Annotated in this window: 16 protein-coding genes and 1 pseudogene; 11 read left to right on the forward strand and 6 right to left on the reverse strand. The window is 30.5% G+C overall.

Going from position 1 to position 22423, the window contains the following annotated elements; translation table 11 throughout:
• Nucleotides 1–17: 17 nt before the first annotated feature.
• From GM3709_RS03165 to GM3709_RS03175, 3 genes and pseudogenes are all read right to left on the reverse strand, one after another.
• Nucleotides 18–815 carry a DUF1350 family protein gene (locus GM3709_RS03165; RefSeq protein WP_066116214.1) on the reverse strand — a complete coding sequence of 266 codons (798 nt, stop codon included), beginning with the start codon at nucleotides 813–815 and terminating at the stop codon, nucleotides 18–20.
• Nucleotides 816–937: 122 nt separating this feature from the next.
• A pseudogene (locus tag GM3709_RS03170) lies at nucleotides 938–1558 on the reverse strand (ATP-binding protein); the annotation flags it as partial.
• A 22-nt stretch (nucleotides 1559–1580) separates the two neighbouring features.
• Entirely contained in the window at nucleotides 1581–1922 is a 342-nt protein-coding gene (locus tag GM3709_RS03175; RefSeq protein ID WP_066116216.1) for a helix-turn-helix transcriptional regulator, read from the reverse strand.
• Between the two features lie 339 nt (nucleotides 1923–2261).
• On the opposite strand from GM3709_RS03175, the gene GM3709_RS03180 reads away from it, so the two are divergent.
• The 11 genes from GM3709_RS03180 (at nucleotide 2262) to GM3709_RS03230 (ending at nucleotide 12356) form a co-directional block, all read left to right on the forward strand.
• Nucleotides 2262–2447, forward strand: coding sequence for a hypothetical protein (locus GM3709_RS03180; protein ID WP_066116219.1), 186 nt, complete (start codon nucleotides 2262–2264; stop codon nucleotides 2445–2447).
• On the forward strand, nucleotides 2444–2839 hold the full coding sequence (locus GM3709_RS03185) for a hypothetical protein (RefSeq protein WP_066116221.1): 396 nt from the start codon (nucleotides 2444–2446) through the stop codon (nucleotides 2837–2839). The genes GM3709_RS03180 and GM3709_RS03185 overlap by 4 nt, the downstream gene beginning before the upstream one ends.
• A gap of 179 nt (nucleotides 2840–3018) precedes the next feature.
• The gene (locus tag GM3709_RS03190; protein ID WP_066116223.1) at nucleotides 3019–4089 is read left to right on the forward strand and encodes a hypothetical protein; all 1071 of its coding nucleotides are present in this window, start codon (nucleotides 3019–3021) and stop codon (nucleotides 4087–4089) included.
• Entirely contained in the window at nucleotides 4079–5275 is a 1197-nt protein-coding gene (locus GM3709_RS03195) for a ParB/RepB/Spo0J family partition protein (RefSeq protein ID WP_066116225.1), read from the forward strand. The genes GM3709_RS03190 and GM3709_RS03195 overlap by 11 nt, the downstream gene beginning before the upstream one ends.
• Before the next feature lie 144 nt (nucleotides 5276–5419).
• Complete coding sequence (locus GM3709_RS19535; RefSeq protein WP_066116227.1) at nucleotides 5420–5941, forward strand: hypothetical protein; 522 nt, start codon at nucleotides 5420–5422, stop codon at nucleotides 5939–5941.
• A gap of 9 nt (nucleotides 5942–5950) precedes the next feature.
• Entirely contained in the window at nucleotides 5951–6772 is an 822-nt protein-coding gene (locus GM3709_RS03205) for an AAA family ATPase (RefSeq protein ID WP_066116229.1), read from the forward strand.
• A 21-nt stretch (nucleotides 6773–6793) separates the two neighbouring features.
• Nucleotides 6794–7342 (forward strand): competence protein CoiA, encoded by a 549-nt coding sequence (locus tag GM3709_RS03210; RefSeq protein ID WP_066116231.1) that lies wholly within the window; start codon nucleotides 6794–6796, stop codon nucleotides 7340–7342.
• Nucleotides 7343–7597: 255 nt separating this feature from the next.
• A complete protein-coding gene (locus GM3709_RS03215) occupies nucleotides 7598–8245 on the forward strand; it encodes an endonuclease domain-containing protein (protein ID WP_066116233.1) in 648 nt (215 codons plus the stop codon).
• A gap of 58 nt (nucleotides 8246–8303) precedes the next feature.
• Nucleotides 8304–8549 (forward strand): hypothetical protein, encoded by a 246-nt coding sequence (locus tag GM3709_RS03220; RefSeq protein WP_066116234.1) that lies wholly within the window; start codon nucleotides 8304–8306, stop codon nucleotides 8547–8549.
• Nucleotides 8550–8872: 323 nt separating this feature from the next.
• The gene (locus GM3709_RS03225) at nucleotides 8873–9916 is read left to right on the forward strand and encodes an AAA family ATPase (RefSeq protein WP_066116236.1); all 1044 of its coding nucleotides are present in this window, start codon (nucleotides 8873–8875) and stop codon (nucleotides 9914–9916) included.
• Nucleotides 9906–12356, forward strand: coding sequence for a S8 family peptidase (locus GM3709_RS03230; protein WP_066116238.1), 2451 nt, complete (start codon nucleotides 9906–9908; stop codon nucleotides 12354–12356). The genes GM3709_RS03225 and GM3709_RS03230 overlap by 11 nt, the downstream gene beginning before the upstream one ends.
• A 579-nt stretch (nucleotides 12357–12935) precedes the next feature.
• On the opposite strand, the gene GM3709_RS03235 is transcribed toward GM3709_RS03230, so the two are convergent.
• The 3 genes from GM3709_RS03235 to GM3709_RS03245 all read right to left on the reverse strand — a co-directional run bounded on the left by GM3709_RS03235 (nucleotide 12936) and on the right by GM3709_RS03245 (nucleotide 22423).
• On the reverse strand, nucleotides 12936–14897 hold the full coding sequence (locus GM3709_RS03235; protein WP_066116240.1) for a P-loop NTPase fold protein: 1962 nt from the start codon (nucleotides 14895–14897) through the stop codon (nucleotides 12936–12938).
• Between the two features lie 145 nt (nucleotides 14898–15042).
• Nucleotides 15043–19266, reverse strand: coding sequence for a helicase-related protein (locus GM3709_RS03240; protein WP_066116242.1), 4224 nt, complete (start codon nucleotides 19264–19266; stop codon nucleotides 15043–15045).
• Nucleotide 19267: 1 nt separating this feature from the next.
• Entirely contained in the window at nucleotides 19268–22423 is a 3156-nt protein-coding gene (locus GM3709_RS03245; protein WP_066116245.1) for a hypothetical protein, read from the reverse strand.

Below are 22423 nucleotides of genomic sequence, written 5' to 3' on the forward strand. Positions count from 1 at the left end.
TAATAGCTGATTCCTAATTAAATTAATGGGTTTAACCATCGATAAATTTCTTTGTATAAATTAGATAAATCTTGAGAAAAATTATCTTTAAACCATTGTCCAATACCATCGATAAACATATCTCCCACTTGCCAATCTATATCTTGTCCTAATGGGGTTAAATGATTTCCTTGTAAGGTTAACACCGAAACCATATCGGGAAATAAATCTGTTAATATGGGTTTTAAAGTTGAAGTTTCATCGATCGAATCATTGTTAAATTGAACTAATAAATTACGACGAATTTGATAATTTTCTTTGACAATAATTTTTGTTTCTTCTGGAGAAGGAGTAAATTCAAACTCTAAATTATTATCTATTTTCCAATAATTTTTTAAGTTATCTCTTAGGGAAGGAATAATATTTTCTACAAAAGGAATTGCTTGTTTTAATGGATAATTATTAAAGGATATAAAAATATTTCCAGCTCTTTCAATCTCGAATAAACTGCCAATTAATAAATGTAATTTACACCCCATACTATGACCTAATCCATAGACGGGTAAATAACTTAACTCAATACTTTCTCTATATTCTAGGCGATAAAGTATATTTTCCAAACGGTTTTGTACATTGAGTGCGATCGACTTGTGATCTAAAGTATTTAAAAAAGAAGTCGCAATAATAATATAACCTTTTTTTGCTAAATTTTCTAATAACCAACGGTAGGTAATATGAGGAGCAGTTGCCACAAAAGCACCTCCTAAAAAATGAATAATACCAATAGGATTTTCAGGAATTAAAACCCAACTACCCGAAAATTCTTGCCATTCCATAGTCATATTCAATTAAATTAATCTAAGTAATATCAATTGTTAATAGTTTTTTGTCAATTATTTAACCTAATACTTTGCTCTTAATAACTTGCATCGCACTGAGGTAATCTAAAATACATTTGCTATTGCATTCGATCGATGGTACGATATTGAATAGCTTCTGCTAAATGATTAGTTTTTAAATGCTCATCCCCTGCTAAATCAGCGATAGTGCGTGAGACTTTTAAAATACGATCCATTGCACGAGCAGATAAACCTAACTTGCGTATTGCACCCTCTAATAGATTGCGACTGGTTTCGTCTAAGTCACAAAACTTTCGTAAATGACGGGATTGCATATGTGCATTACAACTGATTCTATCTCCTTTGAAACGATTATGAGCTATTTCTCTCGCTTTTTTGACTCTTTCCCTCACTATTTCCGAGGTTTCTCCTGTTTTTTGGGTAGTCATTTCTTCTGGTTTAAGCCGACTTACTACTACTTGTAAGTCAATTCGATCGAGAAGAGGCCCTGATAATTTTGCCCAATATTGTTCTCGTTGCCGTGGCGAACAAGTACAAGGTTGGATAGAATCCCCAAAATACCCGCATGGGCATGGATTGGTACTTGCGATCAAGGTAAATTGAGCAGGAAAAAGTACTGATTGTCTAGCACGAGAGATGGTAATATGTCCGTCCTCTAGGGGTTGACGCAAAAATTCTAGTACACTACGTTTGAATTCTGTGAGTTCGTCAAGAAACAAATAGACAATAAACATATAAAAATTATACACATTCATTAAGAATCTTTTGAGCGACTTTAAGTTTCTCTTCTTTAGGGAGATTAATAAGATAAGGATAAGCTTCTTTTGCATTATCAGGTAATTCTTTCAAGAAATTATTATTCAAATTTTTATCTTTAATTATTGAGAACAATTCATTAAGTTCAATTCTCATATAATTAGAGATTTTCTCTAAATTTTGTGGTGTAGGAATATTTTTTTTATGTATCCAAGTTCTCAACGCATAATAAGAAGACCCTAACTCTTCCGCAAATTGACGAAGACTTTTATCACCTTTTAAATCCATTAATAATTTAGATAATCGATCAAGTTCTTCATCATTCATATATTAATACCAACATTCCGCATATTCTTTTAAGTATTCAACGAATAAGACATACTGGATAGCTAAAGAAACTAATAATTACTACATACTTTTGCGATTTTTATCGATTGAATTTTGATCATTTCCATTAATTTATATTTGTGATAATTTAGTCCCATTTTTTTAAATCTGAGTTGTCATTTGTAAACAGCTTCTTTTCATATTACAAGCTATATCTCAAATTGACGTGTGGAAAGTGAAAGTGGATTAAAAAATCATAAGATTTTTACTACTTTATTGTATCAAATTAAAAAAAATGATACGATATAAGTATTCACCATACAGAATGAACTTTCACCAATGACACCAAAAGAACAAAAAAGGATACAGAAAAATACTCATTTACTCCCTTCTACCGTGGAGAAATTGAGAAGACTAAGCTATGAAAGCGGATTCAGTCACGGGCAAATAGTGGATATGGCGATAGCGAATTTATCAGAATCTTATGTTTTTTCAAAAGCTAGAAATGTGGGAGCGTGTGAATGAACAGAATAAAAACGGTAGTCGATGATTGGATAAAGGCTTATGAAAAGTTGCCTAAAAGTCCATGTTGTGAACTACCGGGAGAAGGAGAATGTTGTTTTAATTGTCCAAATTACAAAATCCGAATTAATCAAATCAGGAGGAATTTAATGAGCCAAAACCTACAAAAAATAGGATTACCAAATAAAGATTGGGATTATTACAAACTGTGGAATCAAGTAATTACAATCAGTGATTCTGCTGATGAATTAGGGTTACTGGTATCTCAACAAGAACAATGGGATAACAGCAAAAACTTAATGATTATCAATTACTTACAAGCAATAATCAATAAAGGGAATGAAGCGATCGCAGAACTGAAAAGGATAGAAAGAATAGAAAAACTGGTGGCATAAATAAATCCCCAGAAGAAACCATTAGCTTCTCCATGATTTGGGGGAAGCAAACAAACATAAAAAATACTTATAACCTACCAAGGTTTCTAAAAAAAAGAGAAGCCAATCTCTGAATAAACCTTAGTAAATCATAAATAAACCACTGTCAATTAACGGTAAATTCAATTAACAGCAATACTATGATAACAAAAAATAAAGGCAACGAGAAATTCTTTAAATTTACTGAAAAAACAGCAAAAATGTTAAGAACAGCAAATCTTAGTAAAAATGCAAGAAATTTATGGGATTATCTCGTTACTAAAAACCCCTTTGGAGACAGAGACGAAAATTTAGAATATGCAGAAATTCAATCAATCTTTAAATGGGCAAAACATACATACTATCGAGCTAAAGCAGAATTAAGTAGTAAAGGATTAATAGATTTTAAAAACAATCAATGTCAGTACAGAAGCACTCTAAAAACAAAGATAGCAGAAACTGTTGAGGCAGTGACAAAAACTGTAAAAGAGTTGCAAAATCTGTCACTCAGTGACAAAAACTGCAAAAGTCAAGACTCACAACCCTTATCAGTAAATGATTCTAAACTCTCTCAGACTATTCAGACTTATTCAGACTTATCAGATCAATCAGAAGAACTGAAAGACGACAGAAAGATAAAAGAAAGACAAAGTGAAATAGGTAAAGTTAAAAGGGAAGAAATACAAGAAGATGATGGATTGATAAATGAGGGAATTGAGAAAGAAGAACCTTTGACCTTTGATAAAAGATTAGAGAATGAGGAATTTATCAGATATGCTCAGGGCAAATTGCCGAAAGCCAGAGATATTAAACGATACCTTCTCACTAATGATAAAACTACAGGTGATAAAATCCTTGAAAGATTATGGTTAGAATATCAGCAATGGAAAACAGGGAAAAGTAACCCGAACTCTACAGGAAATGAATACTTTGATAATTTAATTGAAGAATATCGTAAGACAAAACCTTGGGAAGAATTTAACTGGGAAACTGTTAATTGGGAAAAATTACCTTGTTTTAATGTCTGGTTAGAAAAGGCGAAAATTTGCCGTGATTATACATTTACTGATGATAATAGTTTAGGATATACCAGAAATTTAAGAGCAGTATTTTATCGATGGTATGAACAATTTTATTCTCAAAAACAGGAGTCTATTCCAGTAAATTCCCAAGCAATGGGATTAATCAATACCTTCAAGCAAATCATGGGAGGGGTAAATTATGCCTACTAAAAAAGAAAAAATTTATCCCGACCTTTCACTTAATCCTAATAATATTGCCGTGGGTGATACTGTTCTTAAAGATGGTCAAATCGGTTTAGTTACTGATATTGTCTCTAATAATGGTCATAAAGTTTTACAATTTTGGGTTAAATGGGCAGAGTCCACCGTCACTGTTCCCACTCCTGAAATTGCATCATCTTTACAGAAAATAGAGCCTATTCCCCATGATTTAGTTAATACTACTTTTCCTGATGGTTCTTTTGTTCAATCCTTCATTTATCGAGAAGAACAAGTTAAAGCAATCATTATTAAAGAATCTGGGTTTTTCTCTCTTTTTTCTCTTGATCAACTCCAATCTAAAATTAATCAATCCTCACAACCTACTGTAAATATTTACACTTTAACGATCGACCCTAATTTACAACAACGGGTTAAACTAAATCAAGATACTATTTATGATTATTCGATCGCACTATCTGAGGGGGAAATTTTCCCACCGATTATTATTTGGCGATGTGATGATGGGCAATTATATTTAGTGGATGGTTTTCACCGAGTTGAGGCTTCTAAATTAGCTAAGATTGAAGAATTGCCATTTATTGAAAAATCAGGGAGTTACCGAGACGCTATGCTCTTTACTATCTCTGTTAACGCTGACCACGGACTCCACCGAAGCAATGCCGATAAAAGAAAGGCTGTCATGACCCTTTTACAAGATCCTGAGTGGTCACAATTAAGTACCAGAGAATTAGCTAAACTTGCTAAAGTCTCTCACCAATTAGTTCATAAAATCCGCATTGAATTAGAAACTCTCGATCGTCGGCGACAAAATTGGCAAGATATTAAAGATTATGAAGAAGGGATCAGAGAACGGGAAACAGAAAATAGTATAAATAATGAGAGTAAGATTCAATATCCTGAAGATGTTATTAAATTCCTTGATGATGAAGGGAACGAGGAACAGTCAACAAAGAACAGTGAAAAGACTGTAAATATTTACACTAACAAAATAAAAGAAGAAAAATTTACAACCCCTGATATTATCCCCCTAAACCAAGATACTTATTCCCTTATCTGCGATCGTCATACTATCCAAGCATTAGAAAAATTTATGAAAGCTGAGGGCATCGAATCTTTTCCCAAAGCTCTCTGGAAACTTCTCCACCTTCACCATCTTTCCAAAAATTCACCTTAATAAATTTTATATTACTTTATTATTACCCTTTTCTTCCTTGTCCTATATTGATGATAGACTCTTGATAATTATTATTAATTACTGCTGTTAACCTTTATTTTTTACCCTGTATAATATGAATAAAATATTTATTTTGTAAGCAATATGTTAACAGCAGAAAGTAAAGAAGAACTTTATTCTCTTTTAACCCATCGTTTAGATGTTTCCCGAACGTCAGTAATAAAAAGACTTAACAAGTTAAATATTAAGGTCAAGAAAGATAATGAAAAATCATGGATTGAGGACAAGGAATTAGACTTACTAGATCAGCTAAACGACTTTGTTGCTAACGGTGGCACAATGGATCAATTCCTTGCTGAAAATAATATTGCGATCGCCACTGTAGAAAAAAAATCGAATGAAATAAAATTAGAAGAAGAACCTGTAAATATTTACACCAGTGATGGAATCATTCCCCAGATTGCCCAATTAATGGGAATAGCACAGGAAAGGGCAGGAGGAATCTTAATCGCAGAAAGAGTAATGACCACTCAATATTTAGCGAATCCTGAGTTACTCAATGATGAAATTAAAGCTAGAATCAGTCATTATGAAGAAAAATGTGTACCCGCCGCCATCGATGCCGAAGAATTTGCCCAAAAATTAATCTCAGAATTTACGGAGTAATGGGCGGTAATGTCGATCGAAAATTATAGAAAAGCTGAATTAAAAAAAGTTATATCTGCTCTTCTCGCTTGTGAATCATTGCTTATTATTGGTGAACCGGGTATCGGTAAATCTTTCTTTTTACAAGCATTGACGAATCAATTAGTTAAGGATGATTACCCTCATGTTGTTTTGCCGATGGGAACAGTAAAGCAAATCATGGATACTGTTGGTAAAAAATTGGCAATTGATCCTGAAACGATCGAAGGCAAAAAAAAATCTATTTATATGATGATGGATGATGTCATTAACTTTTGTCGATCGCATCCAACTATATTTATTGTTGACGATGCTCAGCGCTACCCCCCAAGTATAAGATTATGGTTAGAAAGATTAATGCTTGAGGTAAACTGTCCACTACTATTAACCGCTACTTATCCACCAGCTCGTGATATTTTCCTTAAACTTCCCAGAATCGAACTAGAACCGCTCAAAGATAAAGCTATTAGAGAGATTATGAAAGAGAAAGCGACCTTTCTTGAAATTACCTTAAATAATGCACAATTAGCTAAGTTACAAGCATCAACAGGAGGAAATCCGATGTTAGCAGGTAGAGTCGTCAAAGAACATTATCTCGGTATTAAATCAGAGGGATTAGACCATACTCAATGGATTGATGGAACTCCCTATTTAATGGCTTGTTTGATGCTTCTTGTTATTATTAGATTTGTAGGATTAGGACTTAATAACACGTCCCTTTATCTTCTTGGTGGTGTAATTACGACTATTGTTGGTGTCACTCGTATTCTTATTTATTCATTGCCCAAAAAAGGTACTAGGTTAGGTCAGTAGTTTTATTCTTTATAGTAGATTATGCCGTTAACAGCTATCCATAAAAGCAATGACTTTAATGTCATCGTATCAACACTAGATTACGAAAGTGCTGACAAAATAAGAGAGGCATTTGCCGTTGGCAGTTTGTTTTGTCCGTTCTGCGATTGCCCCATGTTTCCTCGTAGTAGCGTTTACAAAGTACCGCATTTTGTACATAAACGACAGAACTCTTGTTCCAGCAGTGGGGAGACTTACCAACATCTTTTTGCTAAACATAAACTAGCAGAACAATTAAGAGAAGCAAACCCAAATGACATTATTACTGTAGAACACCGTATCCCTACCTTATTGTCGTATCGGATTATTGACGTTGCCCAGAACAAGAATGGCTATCTTATAGCACACGAGATACAGCTATCACCTATAACTGTTGAGGAGCTACAACAACGTGTTAACGACTATACTCAGCAAGGGATAGAATCTATATGGTATTTTGGAGAGACTAATGCAAAGAACAAAGCTATTAAAGAATATTGTTATATCAAAGATGTCAACGCCTTCATACTTGGATTTAAAACAGATTACTGAAATTCCTGTAAATATTGTTATAAACACCTCTCGTGACATACCAAACCTTATTGATATTACAATAACTCGACTATGATTTACGTTGAGTTTTTTCCTTAGCTCAGCAACCTCGTTTCTTGTGTCAACTACCTTTATTGTAATAATTTTGAAATAAAATAATTTGGTTTAAATTACAGTTTCACTGCCGAACTGTAAATATTTACACTCAGGAAATGCTAATCTATTTTTTAAATATGATTACAGGAGTGTTAAATAATGGATTTGGTTGTAAAGCCTAAAGCATATGATTATACCCTCACCGTCCAAACCAGTAAGTTAATGGACATCCTTATTGCACTCTTTAAAAATGGAGATAACAGTCAACGCACAAAAGTTAATAGTTGGCTTAATTCTCACACCCGTGATAAATTCTCCATTACTCTCAAGGATGATTTTTTCCTACAATATCTTGATCAACGGGATGGTAGAAATACTCAACATTACTGGTCAATCTCTTTCAATCAATCTCATTCTGATAAAATTAACCAATTTATTGACTTCACCAATGAATGGCAGGGATTAACTCTACGTTCTCTTCCTGAACTTAAACTTGCTCAATTACTTTACGAACATCATATACCCTTTCTCTCCAATACTAAAGGGCTTGTTCTACCTCTCCCTAATACCCTCTCGGATACTCTCCTTTCTGGTAGGGTTGAATATGATTTTATTCTCCTTAAACCTTTGTTACGCATTGAACTTGATGGACAACATCACCTTAATCCCCAACAACGACAATTAGATATTTCTGGCGATCGTCTTCTTCAATCCCTCAATATCCCTACCCTAAGATTTAATGCTACAGATATACTTAAAAATCCTCAGTTAGTAATAAATGAAATATTGTCTTTTTGTCATCTGTAAATATTTACAGTCTAAGCTATGATAGCTTAATAATTTTTAACAATTTCTGTGTGAGGAAATGCCAAACTTAATATTCATAAAAGCTCGTGGCGGATTAACTACGGGTGAACAATTGTTGCAGGTAATTAACCAAAATCCTAATGGTTGTACTATAAAATATCTCAGTAACAGTATTAATCGTCCAGTATCCATGATTAATATTTGTCTTCGGCAATTAATCAGCAGTAAACAGATAACAGTACAGTTAAGGGGAATGCAGAGGTTAGTTTATCCGGGATCTTTATATACCAAAGAAATAAAATAAATTATTGCATAAATTAGATGATTATAATGGATAAAGAGAAAAATATTTATTATTTAATACTAAATTAAACCCACATTTAGTATTTGTTTTTATTTAGAATAAGGACAGAAATAACATTGATGAAAACAAAATTACTTACTAAAATTCTATAACAAGTTTATTATTGTTCAGAATTAATATAATAGTACAAAATATCATCGAATAAAAATATTTGAAGATTTAGCTATTTTATAGTATGATATGATTTTAACAGAATTGTAAATTCAGTAAAAAAATATTCACAGTTGTTCAAAAGAAATAAAACAATTAGACTATTAAAATAAATGGCACGAGGGGATACTTTAAGAAAATTATTTAATAGTTTTTCTAATGAAAATAAGGAGGAATTATGTGCCATAGCAACGCAACTTATTGAAGAAGAAAAAGAGAAAAATCATCTTCTATTAGCTCATGATTTAGAAAGAATTATGCAAAAAACAATTTCTAAACAATTAGCTTCAAATAATTTTTATCAAGAACAATATCCAGAAGTTCCTAAAGATAAGGAAACCGGATTACCTTTGATAGAAATACAAACATATCAATTTAATTGGGATAGAGTCGTTTTATCTAAAAAAAATTTAGATATTTTAGAAAGAATAGTTATCGAAAATAGGAAGGTTGAGTTACTTAATTCTTATAATTTAAAACCTACTTCAAAAATTTTGTTTTGTGGTTCTTCAGGTTGTGGAAAAACAATTACAGCAAAGGTCTTAGCTAGTGTTTTAGAAAAACCACTTATTTATGTTAATCTTCCTTCCGTTTTTTCCTCTTATTTAGGTGAAACAGCAGTTAATCTGAAAAAAATATTTGATTATATAAAGATAGGTGAATGGGTTGTTTTATTTGATGAATTTGATGCAATTGCGAAAGATAGAAATTCAGATAATGAACATGGCGAAATCAAAAGACTTGTTAATAGTTTACTTCAGTTAATTGATAATTCTCAGGAAGATAAAAGTATATTTATAGCCGCTACTAATTATGAATCGTTACTTGATAAAGCTATTTGGAGAAGATTTGATGAAATTATTTTCTTTGATAAACCTGATTATAAGATGAGGCTTTCTTTATTAAGAAAAAACCTCTCAAGTATTAAACATTCAAGTTTAGAATTTAATAAAATTGCTTCTCAACTAAAAGATGCTACTGGTTCAGAGATAGAAAAAATTTGTTTTGATGCAATAAAATTAGTTATACTGAATAATCAAGATATTTTAACCTCAAAAGATTTAGAAATCGCTGTTAAAAATCATTTTCAAAGAATGAATATTATCAATAAATCTCGACAAAACGAAAAATATTTAGACAATATTGATGATGAGTAAATTGGAACATTTAGAATTACCGAAAACCGAGATAGAATACACGAGAAAACTTAACGGAGGAGGGACATCCCATAAAAGAACGAATAGAAGTTCTCATGGTACTAAACTTTTAAATCAATTAGATTCTATTAGTAATCGTCCTGAAAAAGAGTATTCCCCTTTTGGGATTAATCCTAAACTTATTTTCAAAATTAAATTGAGAAAAGATTTTAATTTTTCAGATGAAAAAGTAATTAAATCAGGATTAAATTTAGTTGCCAAAGAAACAAAATTAAAACAAGCTATTATTGTCTTTTCTTCAGACGATAATTTGAAGATTTTTAGAGAAAAATTACAGGCTTATAGTGGTTTGGTAAAAGATAGTTACGAATATGGATATTTAGATGACATTGAAGATTTAGTTTCATTAGAAGCCCGGGATAAAATAGGACGCTTATTACAGTTAAAACCATTAGAAAAAGATGAATTAGTGCCTTTAGATTTGGAATTATGGCATACAGGTAATAAAACAGAAATGAAAGATTATATTGAAAATCTTGATTCTTTTTTAAAAGATTTTAAAGAATATCCAAATATGAAAGTTACAGACAAATATATAGGAAATTATATTTGTGTAGCTAGAATTAAAATAAGGCAAGAAGTCTTAGAAATATTATTAGCAGAAGATGCCGTTAAAGAAATTGATCGTCGCTCCAAACCAGCTTTTGAATCTTATCAAGAAATAAATATTCCTTTATCTAAATTTCCAAATGTTATTTCTCCACCTGTAAATAATACGGGAGTTTTAGTAATTGATTCAGGTGTACAAAGAGGTCATCCATTAATTAAAAATACATTAGGTGATGCTGAAGTTTTTCGAGATCCAGAAGGAACATTAATTAATGGAAATGAAGATGATTGTGATCGAAAAACAGGTGGACATGGTACAGGTGTTTCAGGAATTGCTATTTATGGAGATATTAACAAGTGTATTAAAAATCAATCATTTCAGCCTGAAGTTTGGCTTTTTTCTGCTCGTGTAACTAATGAAAATAATGAATATGATCCTGATTTATTGTTAGATAATCAATTAGAAAAAGCCGTTGATTATTTTGTTGGAACTTACCCTAATTGTAAAGTTATTAATATTTCTCTTGGTGATAGTAATTTAATCTATCAAGATGGTCAAAAACAGTTTCGTTTAGCCGCAAAAATTGATGAACTTGCTTATCGTTGGCGGAATTATAATATACTATTTGTCATCTCGGCAGGTAATTTTCAATATCAACCTGAATCAAATGAATTATTAAAAACACAATACCCTCAGTATTTATTAGATGAAAAGGCAAAAATTATAGAACCAGCTACGGCGGCGATTGCTCTAACGGTTGGTTCATTATCAATGGGAAAAGGAAGTATGACTTATTCTGAAGATGCTTGTCGAAATACCATCGCTCAAATAGAAGGTTATCCATCCCCATTTACGAGAATCGGTTTTGGAGTTGATGGAATGATTAAACCAGAATTTGTTGATTTTGGTGGTGATTTAGTATTAGATAGAACGAACATAATTCCAAATGAGCCAGGTGCTTCAATCGTAACACTTAATAAGGATTTTCAAGCAAATTTACTATTTAAAACATTTTGTGGAACTAGCTTTTCAGCACCTCGTGTTGCTAATTTAGCAGCCCAATTATTTACTAAATTTCCAGATGCGACATCTAATTTAATAAGAGCTTTAATTGCTGACTCTGCACAACTTCCCCAAGAAATCCCTAATGTTTTTCAAGGGACTACTTCTAAACAAGAACAAAATCGACTTCAAATCTATGGTTATGGACAACCAAATTTTGATAGATCTGCTTATTCTACAAAAAATCAAGTAGTTTTATTAGAAGATAATGGAATTATACCCGTTGGCAAGTTTAGAATTTATGAAATTCCGGCCCTTCCTGACAATTTTCTCAAAATTAAAGGAAAAAGAAAAATATCGGTTACTTTGGCTTTTGATCCTCCTACTCGTCATACAAGAGGAGATTCTTATTTAGGAATAACAATGGAGTTTCGTCTTTTTAAAAATATAGATAAAGAAATTTTACAAACAGCTTTTCTAAAGGCAACTCAAGATGAAGGAACGGAAAATTTAACGGAAATATCAATTAAAAATTTAAAAGAAGAACACGGGAAGAATATTGATGTGAATTTATCACCTACAAATAAACTTAGAAAAAAAGGAACTTTACAAAAAGGAGTAATTACTATATCTAAGAATAATTGGAAATATAACAAAAAACCTCTCTATATTGTTGTGATTTGTAATCGAAAATGGGCGAAAAAAGATGAAATTGACACTCAAAGATATGCTTTAGTCGCATCAGTTACTCATTCAAAAGAGGAAGTTGATCTTTATAATCAAATCAGACATCAAACTCGTATTTCTCAAAGAGTAAGAATCAAATAAATTTTCATGAAGGCGATCTCTCACTCATTAACTGATGTAATTGCTACATCCTTCTTAATCTCTACCAATCCTATTTACTTATCGATCGCTAAATAGAAACACGTACACAGAATGTTTGGGAGTTCGATCGATAATATAGCAATCCTAAACGATTGGTGTATTATGTTTTAGATGTATTGCACGAACCTTTTATCTAGTCCATTTAGTCCCTTTAAAAGGAAAAATCCAGTGGTAAGATTGATTAAAAAGATTTATTCTAAAGGGATTAAATTAGCAAGTTCAGGGATGAAATTGGAACTTATATTAGTCGCCTTCCTCATATCAAAAAATGGTTTGTAGAAATTTTCCCTCAATCATCATAACGATAGGATCATCTTTTTTATAGTGTTCTCTAAAGTGATATTCATTAGTTTCATAAGTCTTTAGTTTAATTAGGAGCGATGGCAGATAAATTTATTGTTTATCTTGTATTTGCATAATTAGTATAAAAATTATCTCTTTTCATTCTTTTTTACAGTGTTTATTCTACATTTCTTGTAAATTATTGATTATCCATTTTATCCACAAATTTTAAAAAAATTAAATATTTTGTTCTAATTTATCTATAATTTCTTTTAATTCTTTTTCTGATTTAGATTTTAATATAAAGCTACTAATTTTTTTAGGATTTTTAATCACATAACCATCAATAATTATTTTTAAATCTTTGATAAAGTCCAATTCAGATGATAAATTACTTTCTGTATTGTATGATTTATAGCGATTTTTTAAAGACCATAAGCATCTTTGCTTATCAATATTGGTTTTCTTTATAAAAATGTCAAAATACTCTTGAGGTTTAATATATTTAAAAATAGGAATATCAAGATAATTTTTATGATCATTATTAGTTATATTTTTAGAACATATAGCTTGTATATATGCACAAAAATTTTCCTCCATTAGTTTTAATAAATTATTAGCTTCATCAGGTAAATTTTGTTTTTTTGCAGAGTTTATACTTTTATTAACATACTTACTAAACTCCTTAAATTCTTGACTATCACGACTTTGATACCATAAATTATTGTATATTTGTAGTTGATAGGTAAAATTTGCATCAAGTAAATTATTTTTGTATAAATGATCAAGATATTTTTTACCATAATTGATAATATTTTTCTTAGATATTTTACAAAACCCATTTTCTGAAAGACATAAAAATATTCCAATAATATGTTTAATTACTCCTAAATCTTTATAATGTTTTTTCTTTAAATTTTCAATAACACTCTTAAAAGAATCGGTAAAATCTTCATCTTCTAAATTACTCCAATGATATAATTTTATCCATTCAGGTATATTTTGATTATTATATTTACTGTTATTCCACAATATTTCTAATCCTTCCTGATCTATTAAACCTTTATGAAAAAATTTTTGCCACCAAATAATATTTTGCAAATGCTCATTTTCTGAGTCTAGAATCTCAAGATCAAAAAAAGATAAAAATAATCTTATAGATTTTTCATCAATAATATTATTCATATTGGTTTTTATATTATTATCGTTCTTTCTATTGTGATAATCTTTAGCTATAGTTTTATATATTGCATCTGGTACTAAACGAATATTTTTAGTTTCTAATCTACCATAATTTATTTCTAACGAAAAAATTATAATAACTTTTAATATCTGATGTATAAATTCTGACGATTTTTGAGCTTCTTCAGGTAGTTTTTCAAAAACTCTTTTAAAATTTAATATTATTTGCTTTAATATTCTCAAATTATGAGAGTCTGATTCTATATAAATATCTTCTATAGTATTTATATTCTTTTTTAGATAAACTTTAACTTCTTCTTGTATTAATTCTTCAATAAAAAAATTTAAGGCACTATCTATATCGGAAATCATTTCTAAGGTTTGACCTATTATTTTTTCTTTAGTATTTTTATATTTATCATGATTATTTTCTTCAATTTTATTTTCATTAAGAATAATCACTACTTTTAAATATTCTGAATCTACAAAATTATTAATATATCCGAATAATTCTTCAATAGGTATTTTACACCGTTCTAAATCATCAAATATTATTAAATTATATTTACTATCTTCCTCTAAGGATTGATTAAAAAAATCTTTAATATTTATTTTTTCCAAAGAAGGTTGTACATTACCATCTGGTTTTGAATCTTGATTCCAGTTTGTATTAATAACCCACTTGGATAATAGACCTCTTACTATTTTTCCAGCTATTTTTGCTGTTTTTGATGATAGTATTGGATGAACAGCTGCAAAAATAAGATCATCTATTTGAGAGACATTATTAATTCCATAAAGATTGATATATAAATTTTGCTTATTACTTGAATTGCTTTTGAGTTTGTTTATATACTGATTAATAAACCAAGATTTCCCACTCCCCCATTCTCCTTTTATTAAAAGTGCAAAACCAGTCGATTTTTCTTGAGATGAAAAATAGTCTAAATATTGTTCAATATGTTTATTTTTTTCTGAAATATATTCCGGCTGATTAGAGATGTTATTTATTTCCATTTTTTAGATGATTTTATTTTATTAATATTAATTTTTTTGAGCTATTGTTTTTATTATGTAAAAATTAATTAATTTTCCCTCAACTATGTTAATTTCCTCCTCAGTAAGCCCGTAAAGTTCATAAACCAGTAAGTCTATCTCCTCATTAAATTAACATCAATAAAGCAGATAAAGATAACTTTAATTTACTAGCTTTAATTACTTCCATATCAATCAGACTTAATCTATTCGTTTCATCCACCAATTGATTAATAAAATCATCATTTCCTAACTTACTTTTATCACCATCAGTAAATTGTTTTAATAGTTTTTGCACCTGTTTATTCTGTTTATGTTGATTTAATTTATTTAAGATTTCTTTTACTATTTTTCGATTAACTCCTTCGGGAAAACTATCCATTTCTCGGATTCTTTTTTGTATCCTTGATACTCTCTCTGAACTAATATTAATATTCTCTGTACTATCTTCTCTCTCTAAATTTTGCTCATAATCTCTTTTTATTCCCATCAGTTTTTCATATAAACTATTTGCTCTTTCAATAATTACTGATGCTGATACTACTTCGTGATATTCTGGGGTTTGAAAACTGAGAGCGATCGACTTTCCATAAGCATCTTCTTCTCCTGTTAAATTATTCCAGTAAATCACTTCTTTTTTATCAGGGAGTGGTTCATTATTTGGACCGAAATAATTAATTGTTAATGCAAGTAAATTATGGGCGGAATCTGAATTATTTAGTTTGCCTAAACTGATGGGATTGGGGATATAATCATCCCCCAGACGTTGGACTAATTTCTTCAATTCTTCTGATTGTAAAATCTCATTTTCTGTATATAAATCTTTAGCAGTTTCCTGTTTATTATAGGTTTTTTCTTGAATATTATCCTGTTCCATTTTCCTGACTTTAACTAAACTTTGAATAAAGTCTATATAACCGGGTAAAATTTCATCATCAAAAGAAGTATCACCATAAACCGAAGCACCTAACTCTGTTAAATCATTAATTTCTGGTATTTTTTGCCCATCTTCTGCTAAATCCCCCACCAGCTTCTTATGGAGATTATTTAATCTACTTGCCTGTCTGAGTAATTGACTTTCACTATTAGCATAATAGATATAGATGTAATCTGATTTATGTTGTTTAGGTCGATCGATTCTACCGATACGTTGTTCAAGAGTCATGGGATTCCAAGGTAAATCAATATTTATTAGGTAATCAGCATCTTGGAGGTTTTGCCCTACGGAGAGAGTTTCAGAACCGATTAAAACAGCTATTTCTTCATCAAGAGATGGTTTATTACCTTTAGCGTTAGCGGAGGGGGCAAATAACCTAAATAACTCTAATCTTGTTATTCCTTTCTTCTCCCGTTGATTCTTGACTAGATTATGCTTATTTACCTTAACTATATGATTATCGGTAAAATACCTTTTATTTCCTCCCATTGCCATACCAATACCTTTAGAAATAATGACAGTATCTTGTGCCATGTAGCGGTAGTAATCAATGACAGTATCAGCAAAAGTAGAAATTAATAATACTTTATACCCTGATTTGACTAATTCTTTAACTTTAGCGGTAACAATCTGTCTTTTATGGTCAGTAATAAATTCATCCTTTAATAAACTCTCAATCTCTATTAATTGCTCTTTGTCACTTTCACAATCCGTTAAAATTCTCTGGTAAATATCGATCGCTCTTTCATCTGTTAAATTATCGGTAGCTAAATTAATACTGGTTCTTAACTGTTGTCTTCTTTCCTCTTGGTTATTATCGATTTCCACCTCATCATCTTCATCTTCCCAAAAATCGTCGTTATCAAAATCAAGTAAATTATCCTCTAATTCATCTTGGTTAAACTCATTTTCAGTAATAAAATCATAGTGTAATAGCAAAAACTGCTTTAATCCCTCACCATTTGCTGTTACACTCTCTAATCTTCTCTGTAATAATACGATACGATCGCTAAAGTTCTTAATTGTTCTTCTTAGTGCATACATACTAGATTCTGCTCTTTGCAAAAACATTCTTCTTTGGTTGCGCAGGAGCGATCGTTGTTCAACAGTATCAGTAAAGTAGCGGATAGGGTCAGCAAAGGGGATAAATAAGCTATTCTCAAATTGAGTAAAAATCTGTTCTAAGGCAGTTTCTGTTTTCGCTTCAAACTGTACAGGCAACCATTCAGCTATCCTTTTAGCATAGAGGTTTAAATCAGGAGTAGCATCCCTCAACATTTTACGGGTACGTTGCAAAAATAACTCTCGGTAAACGTTACGAAAAATAGGAGTATTATCAGTAAAGTTTTCCACTCCTATCTCCCTATTACTAAACCAATGAGCTAATTCGGGCGGAAAACCTAAATCCGTGAATCCTTCTGGACGAGTGAGAAAAGGGGATAATATATTGTAAATATCCTCTCGGCGGTTATTCCAAGGGGTAGCAGTTAATAGTAAATAATATCTTTGTCTGTTATCAACTATATCCTGTTGTCTAATGCGTAAACAGGTTTTATGGATGTGATTATTATAGTTTCTGATACCCTCATGGACTTCATCAATGATTACTAAGTCAGCACCACCATAACGGTTGAAATCATCAAGAAAATTACTGTTTTTGCGACTCATTAGGTTTTTATTGTAGAGTTCGTAGTCACCTTTTCTAAAACCTAACTCCCTCATTTCTCTTTCCCAGTTAGAATGTAATTTTTTCGAGGCGATAATTGCTATTCTTACTTGTCCTTGATTATGTTGGTAAAGTTTAGCTACGGCGGAAGCTAATCTAGTTTTACCTAATCCCACTGCATCGGCACACACAGCAACCCCAAAATCCTGCATAATCCGATAACAGTGTTGCGAACCTGATTTTTGATGTTCAAATAGGATACCATCATTCACAAATTCTACTAATAAATCACTATCTTCTACTCGTAATAAATGGGGTTTTTGTTGGGCTAACCAATAAATAAAATCCTCTGGTTGTCCGTGTCTTCCCTGTAAAATAAGTTCAACAGCTTCTTTGAATCCTTCAATATCTGGAAAGTCAGGTATTACTATTCTCTGGATAATCTCAATCCCTTGACTTAATTCTAATAAATATGGTTTATCTGTACTAAGTATTATTTCTGTTAATTGTTGATGAGGGTGTTCTGCTAATACCTGAAATTCTGTTATTATCTTTGTCTTATCCTGTTGTTTAATAGTAACTATAATTAATTCATTATCAGGAAATACGATCGAGTTCACATTTTCTAAATTATTACCAGTGATAGTAACGGTGATAGTTTCTCCTGCTGTTAATTGGTGAGGAGTAATAGCATCAATAACTGGTTTTTTAGCTTGTAATCGTTTACTTTTCTCTCTGATAATCTGGTCTAAAAACTCTTGGGAGAACTCAAGGATATAATCGGAATCTTCCCACTCCTCATCAAACTGCTCAATGGTATCTGTGATCGCTTCTAAGTCGATCGAGTCAGAATAATAAAGAAAAGTTACACTCTCTGCATTTCTGGTATGCGCCGCCTTCGTGAAGTTATCAGAACCTTCGTGCATTATGTGATTACCAAGATAATCTGTTAATATCCCTGTTTTCTTGTGGTAAATAGCTCTCCTTCCCGTGTCCATCTTCACCATCTTAATCTTCAGAACTTCTAATCTTACTAATTCTGCTAATATCTCTGTACTAGTGAGAGAACTATCATCAAGACTATCAAGGAATTGTTGCAGGGTTTGGCGGACAAAGGGTAAACGATACTCAGGATTTTGTAGTTTCTTTAGTTCCTTTACATCCCTAACATTACAAAATCCCATCCAGTCCATTAATAACCTTATTTCTCCCTCATTCTTTACAAGATGCTGTAACGGTTCTTCATATAGTTTTAATACACCACTCTCAAAATAGGCAGTCGATCGACGGTATAGTTTTGTTCTTTCTAAATAAGCGGTAATAAAATCATTATATTTATCTTTATCATCAGGTAAATTAAACTTTCTTCTCCTTCTTATTTTGCTCTCTAATTCTAGGAAACTACCGGCTAATAAACTATCTTCTTTCTTTATATTTTCTAACTCTAAAAACTTCTCTATTATCTCTACTTTACTGGTTCTTAATAAGGTATTATTTGGCAAATTATTCTCATTCTTTAATGTGTAGTAATACACATGGGCAGTATTTAAGTCTATTCTCACTAATTTATAGTTACTGTGCTTACCAAATATTCCTAAAAAACTAACAATATTATTTAATAAATTATCTGCGTCTCGGCGTTTAAATATTAACCAGTATTGGTTATCAATTCCCTTAATAGTATTACCTTGTTGATGATAATAAGGGCGTTGATTTTTGGTTATTTCTAAGATTACTTGATTTAGCATATTAATTTTTCCATATTTTTCTTACTCTAGGAAATACACTATTTAAGGAGTTATCTTTCCATTTATTTAAAATTTCAGGAATAAATTCTTCTTTTTTTATCTCTTGATAGTATTTATATAAACAGTTGGCTAAATATGAACAATACTCCATGTATTGAGGAATATCTTTAACATCAATTTTACGGTTTATATCATAATTAAATATTTTCCACCAAGTCCAGTTATCAGGTAATTGCGTTTCTTCTAATAAATATTCTAATCCGATTAATATTGATTCTAATTGGCTTTGAGTTAAGATATTTGGCAACATTGAAATCATATTTCCTAAAGTATAAACAGCAAGACTAAATTTTGCTTCTCGATAATAAATAACTTTACTAATTAACTCATTTAAAAGGTTTTCTGGTGGATGTTTAATTTGTTCTTGATGACTAAACATTAACCAAATTTCTATTGCGTTAACTGCACTATTTATTTCATTTTTATCTAATGAAGATAAAGCAAATATTAATTTTCTCGCAATCTCATTTACATCAAGATTTTCATCAATAAATAACATTATGGGAAAAACTGATAACATAGAAATTTTGTTATTTTTACAATCATCAATTAGTTCTTTTATTTGTATTTTTAAATTATCCTCAGAATTTTTTAATCTTGGTAAAATTACTCTTGATAAGCAATTATCTATTTGAGTAATTACATCTAACAAAAGATTCCTAAATAAATGATTTTTTTGAGAATATATCTTTATAAAAACACTTTTATTATCTGTCCAAAGATCATTAATTATTGTGAAAAAATATTGTATATTATCTTCTGTCCAATTTATATATTTATTGTTATCTTCAAGTTTTTGGTTTAAAGGAAGACTAGCATAAAAAAGATTCCTTAAAGACTCATTTAATTGGTCAAAATCAGCGTTTGAATTAAATCGGAAGTTTTTTATATTTTCTAAGTTTTTGATGATAGATTGAGAGATGACATCTTTTGCTATTCCTTGTTGTTCTTCGGGTAGTGAAAGTATAATATATGGACGATAAATTTTATCAATATCTTTTGGTAGATTATTCTCTCGTTGTGAATACAGAGCTTTGGCAAATAGATTCTCTTGCTCAAAAGTTAATCCTTTGATTATATATAATTGTATTAACCTAGAAATAGCTCTTTTTCTAGCTTCACCATTATCATTTTGAATAACATTAATTAATCTTTCAATAGCTTCATTCCACTGTGTTCGATCAAAATTATCATCCAGAGTAAAATCTTGAGGGAATTCAATATAGTAGAATGGTTCTTTAAAAATATTTGGATGTGAACAGACAAAGCCAGTTTCTCCTACCATTGGCAAAGATAAAAGAGTATTGAGCTTATTGATAATGTCAGATGAAAGCAAAACATAAAATAAGTGTTTAAAAAGTAAACATGGCAAATTATGTACAGCATAAATTTGTCTAAATGACTCTATGTTGTACATTTTTACCGCTAAGTTAAACACTTTTTTTAATTGCTCATTATTTAAACGAATACACAAACAAGACAATACCTCAGTAAATACAGGTAGTCTTGAATATAAATATTCGTTTGTGAAAATAGCATTTTTTCTTAAATTGGATAACTGTTCAATTACTTTGTAGAAAAATCCATAAAGTAACTCAAAAAGATTATCGATATATTCTTGCGGTAAAAGAGCAATATCAACAAAACTTAACCAATCTTTGATCTTTTTTTGATCATCTAATTGAATTAAAGTTAAAAGAGAAAATTCTGGTAAATAGGTAAGTGTCCATTTTGAAGCATTTATGATATGTTTTTGATGCCCTTTTATATTATTCAAAGAAAAAGGAATACCACCTTCTTGCAAAATTCTGATTGATTCAAATGCCGGGCGAAGATCGGATAATAATGATGAATTATCGTCACCATAACGAATAGTTGTAAATTTTTCATAAGGTAAAAATCCTCTTGTTTCTTCTATTTGTTGTCTAATTTGAGGTGGAGGACGATCAACTATTTGTGCTAAAGTTTCTATTTCTATATGTGGGTTACAATAATATTGATTTAAGGTTTCCCACCTGTCTCTATTCTCATCAGGTTCAAAAATATCTTCCCATTTTCCTTGACTGAATAGAATTTGTTGTTTTATTTCTAAATTTAAAAGCATTGTCCAACCTTCTTGAGATAAAAGGGAATAATTGATTTCATAAGGCTGAATAGAAAAACGTATTTTTGTCAATATTTTTTCCGTTATTTTTTTAGCTTCTTTTAATTCCCCTATTTGAGCTAGTATCGATGCTCTTTTTACTTCCCAAAAATCAGGTATTAAATTTAAGTTTGATTCCCATTCCTCGACTAAATTGGCAACTAAATCATATTCCAAACGGGATAAATGATATAAACACTGTTCATAAATCCAACGTGAATGCCAGACAGAATCCATACTAACTATTTGTTTAAGCCTATTTCTCCATAATTCAAAATCATCTTTATTCTGAATTTCTCTGGCATTTTTTAACAATCCAAAAGCTAAATCTACCCAAGCGTTAGTAATCTTATTCCAATCCCAATCTTTTCCTTGATATTTTTCGTTATCTGGAGTAATAATTTCTTGATTATTCTTGTTATCTTTCTCTTGATTTTGAGTTGAGTTATCGAAATTAATTAACTCAGGATAAGGGTTAAATTTTTCAACAATTGAGGTTAGTTTTTCTTCAATAGATGAATTAACAACAAGAATAAGAGGGGTTAGAGGGATTAATATTTTTTCTAATCGCCAATTTAACTCGTAAATCAAATATAAGTTACTTGGAGCGTCTAAATCGTTAAATTGTTCAAAAATTAATCCAATCCATTCTTTTGTATAATTCCAAAGTCTATCTCTATATTTTTTCGGTAAAATAACCCAACCGTTATACTTCTCATAATCTTCTCTATTTTTTTGCCATGTATCCAGAAAATATTTTAGTCCATCAACAGACAACCATTTACCGTAAATATATTTTTGTGCTTTTTCATCATATTTTCTATGACTTAATAACTTAGAATTGTTTTCTAATTCAATTTGTGTCATTGAACTATAACCATGACTAGATAATGATTCTAATGCTGGTGGAATTGTAGGTAAATCTTGACTCGGTGTTAAATCTTTTTTCATCAT

It is taken from the genome of Geminocystis sp. NIES-3709, assembly GCF_001548115.1.
In the GTDB taxonomy this organism is placed as follows: domain Bacteria; phylum Cyanobacteriota; class Cyanobacteriia; order Cyanobacteriales; family Cyanobacteriaceae; genus Geminocystis.